This is a genomic window from Acidihalobacter sp. (assembly GCF_037381185.1).
GTDB lineage: Bacteria > Pseudomonadota > Gammaproteobacteria > DSM-5130 > Acidihalobacteraceae > Acidihalobacter_A.
The window spans coordinates 1-15,742 of record NZ_JARRQY010000066.1 but is presented as its reverse complement, the minus strand read 5'-3'; the positions used below and the strand labels follow the sequence as shown (position 1 = coordinate 15,742).

Below are 15,742 nucleotides of genomic sequence, written 5' to 3'. Positions count from 1 at the left end.
CATTAGATGTTGATTTCAAATCATAAATCCGTCCAAACAGAACTAGAACTAGTAACAAAAAAGCAAGACCAACAACAAGAAATCCGGCAAAAATGAAATATCTTTTTTTCATAGGGTCATTCACCTAGAAACAAAAAATAAAGCATTTCGGGGTCTATTATAAGTTCTAAACCTGACCCCGATGATCCTTGCTCGATAAGGCGCCCGACGTGCAGTACGCCATTCATGCCGCGATCGCGCGGACGGCCTGTCGTCCAACCTTATGACACGGGAGGCAAGTTGGCCTTGTTTGCCGTCTTGCTGGCATATGCCCTACCCACCATCAATGCACATTCGATATCAGTGACCATTTTGGTTGCCTCCAAAAATTCGCTTGCATGGACAATATGGCTCATCTTGACCTAATTTCTGCCGTTTGCAGTAAGCTAAGCATTCATCAAGACTTTTTTGTTGTTCAAACCAATCCAACCCGCGCCATCCGCCACGACCATCGTAAACAAGCTTATGACAATCGTTCATCTCGATAAGCGGCTTGTGATCCTTGGTGAAATATATTTCACCGACACTTCGCATTTTTGAAATCTCTGCATTTAAGTACCGTGTATTCGGCACCTTGCCTAGAGCACCTTGTTCGGCCTGGTATGTTTTGACCCTAGTCAAATACTCTTTAAATGATCTTTCACTTCCAATAAATGGGAGAGCCAAAAGCACATTTGATTTCACTTTTTTAACAGGGAACTCATTAAATTGAACGCGCGCCCACTTCCTATCGACATATTTAAGAATCACGTACGGCGGACTGGGCCTGTCCCATCGGTTATAGGCATGGCATGACAAAGGAACGGCAACCACATACGGCACGTCATCGAAAATCTCGATAGCTACCAACTGCAGAGCGTCCACATACCCCACACCGTAATCACCCTTCCAGGTGATCTCCTGCTTCGTGCCCGGAAGTTTGAAACGAACGATTTGCTCCTTTAGAGGATTCCCATCGCCAGGAATCCGCAGCCCCGAGGGGTCGTATTCCAATGAACGGTCGATCATGAGGGTTTTGCCGTTCGGCAACGGCACCTGTTCTTGCCAGCGCACCGTATGCATATAGGTACGGCAAGTCGCCACGCCGGACAGTACGACCACAATAATGACGCCCCATGCTAGATATTTTTGAAAAGCATTCATCTTTTCAATCATGATTACCCGTAGCGCGAACTACGATGACACCTCATCATTTATGCATAGACTCGGGAACAGCTCTTGCCTTTGCCCCATCCCAGCATCCTCTGGTTTAAATGACCGAGCGGAATTTCGTGGAAACGCAGGACGCCGGCGATACCGCCTTTCTCCACTTCCGCCGCCCAGACGAGCGCCTAACGTACAGTATGCCATTCATACCGAGGTCTCCTGAGCTTCCTTCCGCCCCCAAGACAAAATAACAAGTTGAATTTCCTCTTCCCTCTTTATCTCTTGTTATTTGTATTTCATCCTCGAGAATTCGAATAAATAACTACCTCGATAAGACGACAAATCAGAAACACTTTACCCGCCAGTTTTTCAAACAAATTACCGACATATAACGCGAATTTATCCACATTTTTGACGACCGAACAGATGGCATACACCAAGAGATGCCAGCAACCAACAACGGAAGCGATCAATGCCGTTAGCTTAGTCGGCCTTTCATTATCTTTTGCAGAATACGCTCCTTTGACACCCAAACAACCTGAGAGGGCTCATTTCCATACGCTTCTTTATTCATGGCAATCGCACCATTGAGTTCTATCCAGTGGACCAGTGTCTCGGAAGCCTTTCCATGAGACACAGTCATTCCAGAGCCGAACTTATCGGTAAGCCAATGCATCATCGCCTTGTGCGCACCAGGCATGATGTCCGCTTTCACTTGACGCAAGCCTCCTTTTTCGAAGAAAAAGACCACGAACCAGGCATCAACCTCATTGATGCTTTTCACGCTGGCGTAGCAGGAACGTTCACCAAGACTGGATGGCTCGTATCCACAATCCAGGCCGAGCTTTGGATAGTGCTTGAGAATTTCCTTCTCCGTCATCGAGCCGGACAACTGCGCAAACGGGATAGAGATCGAATTGTCAGCCTTGAGGAAATGCAATACACGATTCTTGAGGGTATAAGCATGCGCTGGTGTCTGTTTATACAACCACCCACCCGCGACAAGAGACAGAACAAGCAGAAGACCTATAGTTTTTTTCATCATTCCCCCTCAAAACATCGATGTTGTTAAAAAATTTCGACGGAAGTGCCTGAAGCCCGCGCTCGCGCTACTGGAACTGATACCCAAAAGTTCACCACTGCCTCATTTAGCGCAGCATCAGCACTCCTTGCAGCCAAGCCGCATACCCGACGTATTCGTCCGCCCCGGCCACCGCTCCGACAATAAGCAGACAAGCACCTCAACATGCGCTCATCGCTCATGCAGGCTCTCCGAGGAGTACTGCAACAGCGGCGCCAGGAAATACTCCACCACCCGTCTGCGTCCCGTTTTGACCTCGACGCTCACGGCCATGCCCGGCGTCAGATGAATCGCCCGTTTGTTGACCTGTATCGTTTCCCGCTTCAGACGCACCCGCATGGCGTAGACCAAGCCCAGTTTTTCATCCTGTATCGCATCCTCCGACACATGCGTCACGACTCCGGGGATGGTCCCGTACTTGGTATAGGGAAAGGTGTCGATCTTGACCTGCACGGATTGACCGGCATGAACGAAGCCGATGTCCTTGTTCGGCAACATCGCTTCGACTTCCATGACGTTGTCCCGCGGCACGACGATCATCAACGGCTGGGCGGGCGTGACCACGCCACCGACCGTATGCACCGCAAGCTGTTGCACGGTGCCGGCAACGGGTGAACGCAGGCGCATCAGGCGATCGCGCAGCTCCGCCTTGATCAGTTCCTGCTTCAAACTCGCGGCCTTGGCGCGCGCCTCGTGCAACGTATCCAGCGTCTCCCGGCGCGTTTGCGCCACGTACGCATCCTTTTGCTGCACGGCTTCGTTCAGCGCCGCCTTGGCTTCCGCCAGCTGCGCCTTCTGCGCGACGAGTTCGCGGGACTGCTCGATGCGGGCCTGCTCCAGCTCCAGGTAGGCATGCTGCGACACATGCCCGGACGCGGCGAGCTTCTTGTAGTCGCCTGCGCGTCGAGTCGCGATCGGCAGCGTTTGCGCAAGCTTCGATACGGCGGCAGCGATGACGTGAACTTCCTGCCGCCTGCGCTCGACCTCGGCCTCCATTTGCCTCAGCTGCGCCCGAAACTGGCGATAATGTCCCTCAAGCAGCAAGCGCTCGGATTGCACGCGCCCGGCCGGTACGTTCCCCGCCACTTGCAGCCTCGGCGCCACGTCCGGCTTGTCCAGCGACACCAGCAGGGCATTCGCCCTCGCCGCATCCAGCCGTGCGGTCAGTTCGTCCTCGGCCAGACGCCGTACGTCTGCATGGGACGCAGTCGCATCCAGTTCGAGCAGCACTTCGCCCGGCCTGACCTGCTGGCCGTCACGCACGTTGATGCCCTTGACCACAGAGGTTTCCAGCGCCTGAATGGTCTTCGTGCGGCCGTCAGGAATGATCTTGCCGCGCGCCACGGCGACCACGTCGATGCGCCCCAGAATCGCCCACGCGACAGCGATGAGCGCGAACAGCAGTATCAGCCACATGGCGACGCGCGGCGCCGGATGTACCGGCGTCTCCTGCAGCGCAAGCGCCGACGGCAGAAACTGATGCTCGTGCGCCTGGCGCGGAGGACTGTCCAGCTCCTTGCGCCGCGACCACGATGCGGCGAAGACGCCGCCATATCGGCGCATCAAGTCTCCCCAAGCCTGCAGACGCATGCCCACGCCTATGCCTGCTGCAGGCGCAGCAGGCGGGCGTAGTGCCCAGCCTGATGCGCCGCCAGTTCTTCGTGGTTGCCGGACTCGACGATCTGGCCGCGATCCATGACCACGATCCGGTCGGCATGACGCACGGCCGAGAGCCGATGCGCGATGATGATGACCGTGCGCCCCTGCGAAATGGTGCGCATGTTTTCCTGGATCACTCGTTCGGACTCGTAGTCCAGCGCACTGGTCGCCTCGTCGAAAATCAGGATGCGCGGGTCGGTGATCAGGGCGCGGGCGATGGCGATGCGCTGGCGCTGCCCGCCGGACAGGCTGGCGCCATGTTCACCCACGATCGTGTCGTAGGCCTCAGTCATCTCGAGGATGAAATCGTGCGCTCCGGCCATTTTCGCGACCGCCATCACCTGCTCGATCGGCGCGCCGGGCGCGGCCAGAGCAATGTTCTCGCGCACGCTGCGGTTGAACAGCACGTTCTCCTGCAGCACCACGCCGATCTGGCGGCGCAGCGAGGCCACGTCGGCCACCGCCAGGTCGATGCCGTCCACCAGCACGCGCCCCTGTTCGGGCACGTACAGCCGCTGCACCAGCTTAGCCAGCGTGCTCTTGCCCGAACCGGAGCGCCCCACGACCCCGATCACCTGCCCCGGCTCGATGACCAGGCTCACCCCGCGCAGCACTTCCGGCCCGTCCGGCCGATAGCGAAAGCGCACCTGATCCAGCTCGATGCGGCCCTGAATGCGCGGCAGACTGCTGCGGTTGGCGTTCGAACGTTCCGTCGGCGCGTTCAGAATGTCGCCGAGGCGCTGCATCGAAATGCCCGTCTGCTGGAAATCCGTCCACAACTGCGCCAGGCGCATGATCGGCTGCGCGACCCGTCCCGCCAGCATGTTGAAGGCAATGAGTTGCCCCACCGTCAGCTGCCCCTCGATCACCAGCCGCGCCCCCAGCCACAGCGTACCCACGGTGACCAACTTGCCGATCAGCGACACCGACTCGCGGGCCACCGTGGACAGCGTCGTCGTGCGTAGACTGGCCGAGACGTAGCCCGCCAGTTGCTTGTCCCAGTCGCGCGTCGCGTGCGGCTCCACCGCCATGCTCTTGAGCGTGTCGATGCCGCTGATGCTCTCGACCAGGAAGGCCTGGTTCTCCGCCCCGCGGTTGAACTTCTCGTGCAGACGCGTACGCAGCAGCGGTGTGATCACGGCGGACACCAGCACGTACAGCGGCAGCGAGGCCAGCACGATCAGCGTGAGCCAGCCGCTGTAGAGCAGCATCACGCCGATGAACACCACGGAAAAGAAAAGGTCGAGCACCAGGGTGAGCGCATTGCCGGTCAGGAACTGACGGATGTTCTCCAGCTCGCGCACGCGCGCCACGGAGTCGCCGACGCGCCGGGCCTCGAAATATGACAGCGGCAGATGCAATAAATGGCGGAACAGCCGCGCACCCAACTCGACGTCGATGCGGCTCGATGTATGCGCGAACACATAGCTGCGCAGCCCCGAAAGCACCACCTCGAACACCATCACCACCAACAGACCGATGGCCAACACATCCAGCGTGGTCAGGCCGTGGTGCACCAGAACCTTGTCCATCACCACCTGGAAGAACAGCGGGGTCACCAGCGCGAAGAGCTGCAGCGCGAACGACACCAGCAGCACCTCGCCCAGCAGCTTGCGATGCTTGACGATGGCCGGCACGAACCAGCTGAAGTCGAAACGGCCAAGCTCGCCAGCCAGCGAGGCGCGGGAAGTGAACAGGATCAGCTCGCCGCTCCAGCGTTCCGCGAACTCGTCAAAGGACACGGTCTGCGGACGGCCGACCGCAGGGTCCTGAATCAGCACCTGGCCGTTTTCCGCCCTGGCGAGCACGAAGAAACCGCCACTGCGGTCCAGTGCGACGGCCGGCACCGGCGTCATCGGCAGACGCTCCAGCCGCGTTTTGACCCGTTTGGCCTTGAGGCCCAGCTTGCGCGCGCCGTGCAGGATCTCGTCCGCGCCGAACGGCGCCCCCTCCACCGCGAACTCATGCTGCAGCTGCGCCGGATCGGCCGCCAGCCCATGAAAGCGCGCCAGCATCACCAGCGCCAGCAGACCCGTATCGGGCGGAGGCTGGGCGGAGGACGGGCGTTCGGATTGTTCTTCGTTCATCGCCGTACGTCTCCAACGCCTCCTTCCGCCGGAAGCGGAAGGAGGGTTCGATGGACTTGCCTGTTTGCCGCTTACTGCCAGTTGGCGGCGATGACCGGCTGCAGATCGTCCTGATAGGACGCGGGCATGTTCGTCTCGCCCGCTGCCGGAGGCGCGAACGCGGCCATCGCGGAGACCAGGTTCTCCACCTGCGCATCCAGCAGCACGTGGCCGTCCGCCGTTTCGATGCGCTCGACGTGATAGGCCGCGCCGGCATACCAGCCGCTGATCGTGGCGCTATCGTCGGTGCCGATGATGCTGACGCTGAGATCCTCACCACTGCGCTCGAACCACAGCTGGTCGATGCCGATGTCGGCGCCGAAGCGCAGCGTGTCGGTCTTGCCTGCAGTCGGATCGTAGGCGGTGATCGTGTCGGCACCACCGTCACGCCCCTGCAGGAACACGTCGTCGCCGCGCCCACCGATCAGCCAGTCGTCACCGATGCCGCCGTCGATGACGTCGTTGCCCGCGCCACCGTCGATCAGATCGGCATCCGAGGACCCGAACAGCGTCTCGCCGTCGGCCCGCGCAGCCTGCACGGTGCCGTAGGCACGCTCGTCGGGCAGACCGCTGTAGTCCGGCGAACCGTCCGGATCGGGGTCGCCCAGGCCGAAGGCGCCGAAGATCTGCGCCTTGTCCAGCAGCGAGCCGTCCGAGAACACGAGCCGGTCGATGGCTTCGTCGCCGCCGCGGAAGAAACCGCGCAGGGTTACCTGATCGGGGCCCCCGTTGACGCTGAGTATCAGATCGTTGCCGGACTTCATCAGCCCGCTGGCCACTGCCGAGAAACCGGCATCGGCAAACTGCAGCGTATCGTAGCCACCGCCGGTGTTGTCGATGACGTCCTGCCCGTCGCCGCCACGGAAGACGTAGGTATCGTCGCCGCGCCCGCCGATCAACAGATCGTCGCCCCCGGCCCCTTCCAGGGTATCGGCGCCGTTGTAGCCGAGCAGGCGCTCGGCATCGGCTCCGCCCTGCACCAGCGCATCGTCACCGTTGCTGCCCTCGACCGTCGCCGCATAGGGCGAGCTACCATCCGGCACGGTCAAGCCGAAGGCGCCGAAGATCTGATCGGCGGTGAGACTCCCCCCGGTGTCGAAGGTGATCGTCTCGATCAGCTCGGAACCGCCGCGGAAGAAGCCCTGCAGCGTGACCTGATCGGGGCCGCCGTTCACCATCAGCACCAGGTCGTCGCCGGATTTCATCAGTCCGGAGGCGACGCTGTTGAAGGTGATGCCGTTGGTGAAGCGCAGGGTATCGGCACCGTCCTCCTCGGCGAGCACGGCCTGGCCGCCACCGAAGACGTAGGTGTCGTCGCCCACCCCGCCGCGCAGCAGGTCGCTGCCGCCGTTGCCGTCGAGCGTGTCGTTGTCCGCGCCGCCGAGCAACACGTCGTTGCCCGCGGTGCCGGTCAGCGAATCGGCACCACCAGTCTGCGCGGTGGGCGGAGTGTCCGTATCGGTATCGCCTCCGGTGTCGCCACCGCCGTCGGGCGGCGTCGTACCGCCCGTGTCTCCACTACCGCCGCTGCTGCTGTCTCCGGGCAGGGCCGTCAGCATCCCCGCAATGTCGCCCGCGGGGATGGCGTAGCCACCATCGGTCGGCTGCACGTAGCTGATCGCCGCCTCACCGCCGAGGAAGTGACCGAGCACCCGCACCTGCTGACCGAGATCGCCGTCGAGCAGCATGACGAGGTCGTCGCCGTCCTGATGGAAGGACAGGCGGCCGCGGTCGATACCGCCGATGAAGAACACCGTATCCGTGCCGCCGCCCGCGTTGTCGATGACGTCCACCCCACCGCCTTCGCCGTAGTAGTAGTCGTCGTTGCCCGCGCCGCCCATGAGGACATCGTCGCCATCCTCGCCGTTGAGCACGTCGTCGCCGTCTCCGCCGACGAGTTCGTCCGTCCCCGAGCCCTGTCCCGAACCGTTGCCGCCGTAAAGCGCGTCATTGCCGGCTCCGCCTTCGATACGGTCGTCTCCGGCCATGCCCCAGAGCGTGTCGTCACCGCCCAGCCCCTGCACGAGATCGCGGCTGTCGTAGGCGCTCAGGGAATCTGCCCCCTCGCTGCCCACGACCGCGGTAGCGTAGCCGCCCTCGAGACCGTTGGCTGCCACGATGTGCGCGATATGCTGCGTGTCGAGCATGTTGCCGCCGTTGGGCTGCACATAGTCGATGGCCGCATCGCCGCCGAGGAAGTGATCGAGCACACGCACGGACTGCGCCGGGTCGCCGTCCACCGCGATCAGCAGATCGTCGCCGTCGCGGCTGAACGCCAGGCGGTCGAGCCCAACGTCGGTGAAGAACACACCGTCGTAGCCGCCATCGCTGTTGTCGACCACGTCGGCGCCCTGCCCACTGGCGTAAACGTACTTGTCGTCGCCCAAACCACCGCGCAGCTGATCGTCGCCCCCGTCGCCGCCGAGCTGGTCGGCGCCATCACCGCCGAGGAGCACGTCCGCCCCGTCGCCGCCGGTGAGGTAGTCGTCGCCCGCCCCACCTTCGAGCTGGTCCGCGCCCCCGTCACCGAACAGGTTGTCGTCGCCGGCCTGCCCGAGCAGCACGTCATCGCCCGCGCCGCCGCTCAGGCTATCGTCGTCCAGCCCTCCGTCCAGCACGTCGTTGCCGTCGCGCCCCTGCAGGTTGTCGGCACCCGCTCCGCCGTAAAGCCTGTCCGCACCGGCCTCGCCATCCAGGTAATCCGCACCGGCCTCGCCGTAGAGCGCGTCGTCGCCGTCACGGCCCCACACCTGATCGTCGCCGTCGCCGGCATACAGCTCTTCGTCCAGAGCGCGGTAACCGAGCAGCGTATCGGCCTCCGCGGTGCCGTAGGTCACCACGCGGGCCTCCACGTCCGCGTCGCTCAGCTCCGTGCCGTCGGCGAAAGTGAAGCGGTTGACCTTGAAATGATCGGTCGGCTCCTCGAACCACCGCTCGATGGTGATGCTGTCCGCACCGTTGGCATGGCGCACCAGCAGGTCGTCGCCGTGGCGCTCGAAGGCCAGGTCGGCCAGCGCCACGCCCGCCCCGAAGCTCAGCGTATCGAATGACGGCGCGATGTTGCTGTAGGACTCGCCCGTGCGCCGCTCGATCAAGCGATCGTTACCGTCGCCGACATTGAAGCGATAGGTGTCGTCGGCAAACGAACCGTACAGCACGTCGTCGCCCGCGCCGCCTTCCAGCACGCTGCCGGTACCGGAAATCCAGATGTTGGTGTTGGCCGTCAGCACGTCGTTGCCGTCACCGCCAAGCAGCTCGTCGCTGCCCAAACCGGTCAGCGCATCGTCGCCGGCGCCACCCGACAGCAGCCCCGTGCCTTCGAGGGTGTCGGCCCCGGCATCGCCGTACAGCTCGCCGTTGCCCTGCAGCGTATCGTCGCCCTCGCCGCCTTCAAGCCGGTCGGTGCCGGAACTGCCCTGCAGGATGTCGTTGCCGTCACCGCCGAGCAGGACATCGTCGCCGGCACCGCCATCGAGCGTATCGGCTCCCAGCCCGCCTTCGAGCCGGTCATTGTCGTCACCACCGTACAGGGTATCGTCATCGCCGTCGCCGTAGAGCACATCGGCGCCCGCGCCACCGTGAAGTTCGTCAGCGCCCGTACCACCGTGGATTTCGTCATCCCCGGCCGCTGCCAACACCACATCATCGCCGCCCAGACTCTGGATGAGGTCGGCTTCCGCGTGACCCTCGATACGGTCCGCGGACTCGGTGCCGGCCAGCGCCTGCAGCTTGATCGCGGCGTAGTCCCAGGTCGTGCCGTCGGAGAATTCGACCGTTTCGACAGCGGTCGCGCCGGGCACGTCGGCAACGTTCGAGAACTCGCCCTCGACACGCGCAAGCACCTGCCCGTCGCTCACTCGGCTGAGCACGAGATCCAGCCCTTCGCGCCGGGCCAGAACCTCACTCGGCGCCAGATCGGTCAGCCGGATGCGGTCCGCACCCGCCGTATCCAGCAGCGTGTCCTGCCCCTCGCCGGCGGCGATCTCATAGACGTCGTCGCCCGCGCCGCCTTCCAGACGATCCGCGCCTGCGCCGCCGATCAGCGTGTCGTTGCCGGTTTCGCCATAGAGCGTATCCGCCCCCTCGCCACCGTCGAGCACATCGTCGCCCGCCCGGCCGTACAGGGTGTCGTCGCCCGCTGCGCCGGTCATGGCGTCGTCCGCCGCATGCCCTTCGAGCACGTCGGCCGCCGCCGAGCCGTGCAGCACCAGATCGTTCAGATCGGCCAGCGTCCACACCGTGCCGTCGGCGAAGCGCACCTCCTGGATGGTCGAATCGTTGGCCGTTTCATTCAGGAAGTGCGAGCTGATCGTCACGCGGTCGTTGCCGTCGACGCTCTCCAGCACGAGATCGTTACCGCGTCTACGCGCCAGAATGTCGGTAGGTGTGATATCGGCGGCGAACTCAATCACTTCCTGGCGGCCCGAAGTGCTGTCGTAGGCATATATGATGTCGTGACCATCACCGCGCGCGAAAACGTAGGTATCGTTACCGGCTCCGCCGGACAGACTGTCCTCGCCTGTGCCACCGGTCAGGCGATCGTCGCCGTTTCCTCCGTACAGTTGATCGCTACCCGCGCCGCCGGACAACACGTCACTACCGTCTTCACCATTGATCAGATCGTTCCCGGCGCTGCCGGACAGTGTATCGTCGCCGCCTCGACCGTACAGGACATCGTCGCCGCCCAGCCCATCGATCACATCAGCGACACCATACCCTTGCAGCGTTTCGCCGGAGTCGGTGCCGATCAAGACTTGACGCTTGACCTCCGCGACATCCCAGACCGTACCGTCAGCGAAACGAAGTTCCTCCAAACGGTATCCAGGATTGAGCGCATCGTTCAGGAAATAATCTTTGACAGTCAGTCGGTCCTCACTGCCAACAACCGCCGCCACCAAGTCATCGCCGTAACGCCGTAATGCGATGTCCGCCGATTCAACGTCCGAACCGAACTTGATCGCATCGGTCTTGCCTGACGCCGCATCGTAACTGCTGATCGTGTCCTGCCCATAACCGCGCCCGAATACATAAATATCGCTTCCGTCGCCGCCATCAAGCCAGTCGGCGCCTGTCCCTCCGTCCAGCGTATCCGCACCGCGTCCGCCAGCAAGCGCGTCGTCGCCCGCTCCGCCCAGCAGTGTATCGATGCCGTCGCCTCCGGCCAGTGCATCGTCTCCCTCGCCACCGAACAGTTCATCGTTGCCCGTCCCGGCATCGAGTGTATCGTTTCCGAGCCCTCCGGCAAGCGAATCATCGCCAGCTCCGCCATAGAGACGGTCGTTGCCCTCATCCCCATTCAGGGTATCCGCACCGCCATTGCCGTACACGACATCGTCGCCACCCGCGGCATCGATCAGATCGTCAGATGCATAGCCTCTGAGGGTCTGCGACGACTCGGTGCCTTGAACCGCCATCTGTCTGAGGGCGTCCATGTTCCAAACCGTTCCGTCGGCGAAAACGACCCGGGCGATGGCATAAGGGCTTTCGCCATCATCGGCGAAAGCCTTCTCGACCCTCACGGCATCCGAATCCGACGTGCTCAGGAGCAGATCGTCATCATCCCGAAGAAGGTTGACGTCACTCGGCAATATGCCGGCTTCGAACACGATGACGTCCTCGTGCCCAGCGCTGTCGTCATAGTTGTGGATAACGTCCTGTCCATGCCCGGTCCCGAACACATAGGTATCGCTGCCATGTGCACCGGTCAGTTCGTCGTTCCCGCTGCCGCCGGTCAGAACATCGTTGCCTTCGCCGGCGTCCAGAACATCGTTCCCATCACCGCCATTCAGCGAATCATCGCCGTCGAAGCCGTAGACGGTATCGTCGCCACTCAGGGCATCGAACGTATCTGCCTGCAGCGTGCCATATATATGGTCGTCGCCCGTACTTATCTCCCCCACGACCTTCGACAGCAAATCCGAAAGCGTCCACTCCGTGCCGTCAACGAACGTCACATGCTCGATAGGGCTGAGAAGCGTACCGTCATAATCGAAGAAGTTATCGACGCGAATCTCGTCGCCTGTGGGTTGGCTGTCAGCATCCACACGCGTGATCCATAAGGTCGTTATGTCGCGTCGCAGTTGAAGATCTTGGGGAGTAACGCCTTCTCCGAACTGGATGGTGTCCACACCAGCCGAATCGTAAACCTGGTCAGCTCCGCTCCCTGCCTGGAAGAAATAGGTATCGTCTCCTGCGCCCCCCTGAAGCACGTCATCGCCGGCCCCACCGACGACAAGTTGGGCGTTGGCGTTGCCGATTAGACGGTTGTCCCCATCGTCACCCTCCAGAGCAGTTTCGTCGATGATCGGCACAAGCACCGTATACCGAGCGGCCAATTCGGCAAACGCTTCGTCCGTCTCGGTGCGGAACGCTGGCGAATACGCCCCCAAACTACGCACAATGTCCAGCACTGCCCGGATACTGTCGACATCGCCGGCCTCGTACAGCGTATCCATGCGTTGCTGAAAATCCGCCCAATCGGCACGCGTGGTTCCAGAGCCGGTATCAAAATGGGATTTGATGAACCGCATCTCATCGCGATACGTACTTTGCGCGAAGAGCTGAGCCTCCACGAACTGTTCGAAGCGCTGGAATTCAGCGATCAACAAAGGCGCCGCCTGCCCATGCGGATTGGGGTCTCGTTCACCCCAGCACCATGTACCTAGGTAGTCGTCGCCGACCAGATGCTCCAACGTAACGAGTTGGCGTGCATCCATGACATGACCATAGTAGCGCGTCGGCTCACGACTATACGGATCGACATCCGTCACCCCTGCCCACTGGTAGATCAGCGCTTCCATCATGGCTTGCTGCGCCTGCGGATCGGTCTCGGCAGCGAAGGCTGTCACCAGCTCCTGCAGCACAGGATCCTTCGCCATTGCCTGATGCAGGTCGGATAACTCACCAAACCCCCGCGCGTTGGGCAACCGCATGATCTCGGGGCTCAGATCGACAATCTCGCCCTGCACGCGGCGCGCGCGATCCACGTCGAACCAGACGTCGGTCGCAAGGCCGATGCTGCCGTCCACGCGTTCGTAGCTCGCACTCAGCCGGTGGTCGTTGCCGGCTGCATCCACGCCGCTTCCCGCCGTGGCCGTCATGTTCAGTGCAGCTACACCAGCCTCAGCAAGGCTAAGCAGTTCACCCTCGTCGGTCAGAGCATCACCATTGGCATCACGCCAAACTTGAATCTGTTCGTAGGCCGCGTCCTGCGCGTCGATCCGACCGTCGCCGTTATCGTCGAAATCCCGCAAGGCGTCGAAGCCATCCGTTGCCACCCCGCTGTCGGCCAGTGGCGTGCCGTTGCCGAACAGTTCCGTGCCGTTGTCGATGACGCCGTTACCGTTGCGGTCGAACACCAGCAGACCGTCGTCCGCACCCGCCCAGCCGGTCAGTTCGCGCAGGCCGTCGCCGTCGTGGTCGAAATACACCTCGGTGGAACGCGTTTCCACGCCATCGCCGTCCAGATCAAGCACGATCGGCGAGCGCTTGTTTTCGGCGGCTTCTATAGATGGGGTCTCATCGTCTTCCTCTTCTTCGTCCTTGAGGAAAATCCCGAGATCACCATTGCTAAAATTCTCGATGGTCAACGAATTTCTTAGCTTGGTGGTCCTATTATTCGACGTGACCGACAACGTTGATCCGGAAAGCTCGTAAATCAAGCTCTGATCCGCGCTCTTGTATCGATCCGGCGGATCATCTTCCTTCCGACTTCCGCCCGACAAATAGCGGCCGCTGAGATAAACCTGTCCCTCGCCGTCCTCGTCACTGATCGTGTCGTGGCTGGTCACTTTGTAAAAATCGTAACCCTGACCACCTTCCAGCCGATTCGTCCCCTTCCCTCCATCAAGCACATCGATGCCAGAGCCGCCGTATAGTTCATCGTCGTCGGCACCGCCTTCGAGGACGTCGTCGTTGTCGCCGCCGTACAGCGTATCGTTGCCGTCCCGACCGTACAGTTTGTCATCGTCAGCCCCACCGTCCAGGCGATCGGCGCCATCGCCGCCATCGAGTTCGTCGTTGCCAGACTCGCCATATAATTCGTCGTTCTCAGTACCACCTGTCAGCGTATCCGCATCGTCACCGCCGTACAGATAGTCAATACCGACACCGCCATCGAGAACATCGTCCCCGGTTCCGCCACTTAGCGTGTCATCACCCCATCCGCCATATAGACGATCGGCGCCGCCATCGCCCTGGAGAAAATCCGCCCCCCGATTGCCAAGCAGAAGATCGCTGGAACTACCGCCTATTAAGCGGTCAGCACCGGTTCCACCCAGCATGAAAGCGCCGTCAGAACCGGCAACAGCCTCAAGCACAGACGGACCATTCTGGATAAACCACTCTTTTTGAGAGGGCAACATTTCCTGAATGGCCTGAATTTCAGGCTCGGAAAGTCCGCTCTGCAGCCTCCAGTTATCTAGAGTCAGATAAAGGTCGACACCCACAATTTGGCTATAGCTATCGGCAATATCGGAAATCTTAAAACTCAGTCCGCCCCCTCCAGAAATCTCTCTAAACAATTCCTGCCCATAACCGCTTCGTCCGACTTCTTCGTTATAGTATTTTTGCGCAACAAACGACATCAAGGCCAGCTTCATGCCCTCAAAGCTATATGAAATACCGCCTCCGTGGCTCATTTTATATAGATCGGATACCAACCGACCCAGCATGTTGTCGGCATTCACCTCATCGGCGGGATCATTACTTGAAACACCTAGCTGGTAACGGATCAACTTGCGCAACAAACCGGGGTTTGTTACATCACCTCCATATTTTTCTTTCTCGGTCAAAGTGCTTACCAATTGCGGCATAACGTAAGTCAGGCTGCGCAGATCAGAATTAATGTCAAAGCAAATCAGCAAATCGATACTATGTAAATCCTTAGGAATAAAACCCACAGACCCTGTCTTAATAGGCTCTTGAGTCCCAATCCTGTTTGCAAGTGGATTTGACGTATCGAGCCAATCCAACGCCTCTCCTTCAAGATAAGTATTTGTAACCAGCTTGCTTCGTTCGGCAGCATCAAACGGCGTATAGCTTAAAAGGCTCGGAACAAGCACCTGAAGTTCTTCGTGCGTATAACCATCACTTTCAAGTCGATTCAATAAAACTTCATAAGGCTTATAGACCACCTCACTGCGTACAGTATCCGAGAGAATCGCCGAATACGGAGCTTGATCGAAAGTGATAGCGGGCTCATTAAAGAACACCCCCATAACCGCAGCTAGGCCACCGCCATGAGAATGGCCGGTGAAAGTGATATTTGCATCAGGATATTGCTTTTTTAGCTTTATGTATGCCTCTGCGGCCTGCGCAAGCTGCTCAGACACAAGTCCCATATATATTAAGCCGGCATCAGCTAAATCAGTTTTATCATCTATACCCTTGATGCCTGCAAAAGCCATCACGATATCGTTCCCTTTTTTGAAAACCTCCATGTCAAGGCCAGTCGTTGGGTTGTGATTGCCAGAAGCTTCGTCAACGGTCCAGCCCGCAGGAACGGGGACGATTCCTGAAGCAGTAGATCGATCATATGCCCTAGAGGACATCAGTGCATATTCAAGTTGAGCAGTCATCACATCACCTCTTTATTGGTCATTGTTCAGACGCGAGTGGTCGATAAGCTCCCTTCCAAAGGAAGAGCCGCGACCGATCCAGGCCCCTTTGTAAAATTCCCAGTCCGGACAAA

The 15,742-nt window shown here is 60.3% G+C and carries 5 protein-coding genes; all 5 read right to left on the bottom strand.

The genetic code is table 11. The features are described 5' to 3' along the window. Positions 1 to 339: 339 nt before the first annotated feature. The 5 genes from P8014_RS17920 to P8014_RS17900 all read right to left on the bottom strand — a co-directional run bounded on the left by P8014_RS17920 (position 340) and on the right by P8014_RS17900 (position 15,491). Positions 340 to 1,194: a hypothetical protein gene (locus P8014_RS17920; protein ID WP_337818692.1), complete on the bottom strand. Its 855-nt coding sequence runs from the start codon at positions 1,192 to 1,194 to the stop codon at positions 340 to 342. Between the two features lie 469 nt (positions 1,195 to 1,663). Further along, positions 1,664 to 2,230 carry a hypothetical protein gene (locus tag P8014_RS17915; protein WP_337818691.1) on the bottom strand — a complete coding sequence of 189 codons (567 nt, stop codon included), beginning with the start codon at positions 2,228 to 2,230 and terminating at the stop codon, positions 1,664 to 1,666. A gap of 207 nt (positions 2,231 to 2,437) precedes the next feature. Further along, positions 2,438 to 3,862: an HlyD family type I secretion periplasmic adaptor subunit gene (locus P8014_RS17910; RefSeq protein WP_337818690.1), complete on the bottom strand. Its 1,425-nt coding sequence runs from the start codon at positions 3,860 to 3,862 to the stop codon at positions 2,438 to 2,440. 2 nt (positions 3,863 to 3,864) lie between these two features. Further along, positions 3,865 to 6,012, bottom strand: coding sequence for a type I secretion system permease/ATPase (locus P8014_RS17905; protein ID WP_337818689.1), 2,148 nt, complete (start codon positions 6,010 to 6,012; stop codon positions 3,865 to 3,867). A gap of 71 nt (positions 6,013 to 6,083) precedes the next feature. Continuing rightward, positions 6,084 to 15,491, bottom strand: coding sequence for a calcium-binding protein (locus tag P8014_RS17900; protein ID WP_337818688.1), 9,408 nt, complete (start codon positions 15,489 to 15,491; stop codon positions 6,084 to 6,086). Between the last annotated feature and the right edge of the window lie 251 nt (positions 15,492 to 15,742).